The organism is Geodermatophilus dictyosporus (genome assembly GCF_900115505.1).
Lineage (GTDB): Bacteria > Actinomycetota > Actinomycetes > Mycobacteriales > Geodermatophilaceae > Geodermatophilus > Geodermatophilus dictyosporus.
Genome location: NZ_FOWQ01000016.1, coordinates 1 through 1303, shown reverse-complemented (window position 1 = coordinate 1303; position 1303 = coordinate 1). Strand labels below are relative to the sequence as shown.

Sequence of the window (1303 nt, the reverse complement as noted above, 5' to 3'; positions counted from 1 at the left end):
GCGTTGCTGGCGATCTCCCGGATCGAGGCACCCATCTGCTCGGCACCCGCGGCGACGGTCTGCACGTTGCGGGACACCTCCTCCGCCGCACCGGCGACCACGCCGGACTGCGCCGAGGTCTCCTCCGCCGACGCCGAGATCTGCGCCGACGAGGCCGAGAGCTCCTCCGAGGAGGCCGCCACCGCGTCCGAGGCACCGGCCACGGCGGCCATGACCTCGCGCAGGCCCGCCTGCATGGCCGCGAGGGAGGCCGCCATCTCACCGACCTCGTCCCCTCGCGAGACGCCCGAGTCCACCGTCAGGTCACCCTGCGCCGCGGCGTCCAGCGCGGACCGGACCTGCCGCAGCGGCCGGACCACCGACCGGGCCGCCAGCACGGACAGGCCCGCGGCGACGAGGACGGCGAGCACCCCGACGACGCTGAGCAGCGCCGTCGCCCGCGTCTGCGCCGCGTCCTGCTGCCGGCGCAGGTCGGCGGCGCGCTCCTGGGCCGACGCCTGCACGGTGTCGGCCAGGCCGAGGACGATGCCGTAGCCCTCACCGGCCTCCCCGCCGTTGATGCTCTCCATCGTGGTCAGGAAGCTCTCGGGCGTGCCCGCCGAGAGCCACTCGACCACCTGGTCGTCCCAGCGGAAGTAGTTGTCCCAGGCCGGGCGCAGCTCCTCGAACGCCTCCCGCTCGGTGGCGTCCATCGCCGAGGTGTCGACCTGGTCGAGCCACTCGTACACCGCCGCCTTGGCCTCGAGCATGCCCGCGCGGTTGTAGGCGTCGGGTGCCAGTGCCACCGCCGGGCCGTAGGCCGCGACGTCGGCCATGACCAGGCCCTGCCAGCCGGTGACGTCGGCGATCTGGAAGCGCGCGGTCTCGGCGTCGGCGAGGACGCCGTCGACGGCGCTCAGCTCCTCGGCGAGGTCGCGCTGCTCGCCGACCGCGGACAGCCCGGCGCCGGCACTGACCAGCACGAGCAGCCCGACGGCACCGAAGGCGAGGCAGAGTCGGCGTCCGACGCGGACGTCCGAGAGGCGGGGGAGGGGCACGGGGTCTCCTGTGGTTCTCAGTAGGTGAAGCGCGCGACGCTGGTGCGCAGGTCGGCGGCCATCCGCGACAGCTCGTCGACGGCGGAGCGGGTCTGGGTCAGCGCCTGCGTGGTGGAGTCGGCCGCGCCGGACACCCCGGAGATGTTGTCGGCGATCTGCCCGGAGCCCTGCGCGGCCTCCTGCACCGAGCGGCTCATCTCGTTGGTGGTGGCCGTCTGCTCCTCCACCGCCGAGGCGATGGTGGTCTGCCGGTCGGAGATCTGCGC

The 1303-nt window shown here is 74.3% G+C and carries 1 protein-coding gene and 1 pseudogene; both read right to left on the bottom strand.

What is annotated here, in order from left to right:
* A partial coding sequence (locus tag BMZ33_RS22485) for a HAMP domain-containing protein (RefSeq protein WP_169064738.1) occupies positions 1-1037 on the bottom strand: 1037 nt, incomplete at its 3' end.
* A gap of 17 nt (positions 1038-1054) precedes the next feature.
* A pseudogene (locus tag BMZ33_RS22480) lies at positions 1055-1303 on the bottom strand (methyl-accepting chemotaxis protein); the annotation flags it as partial.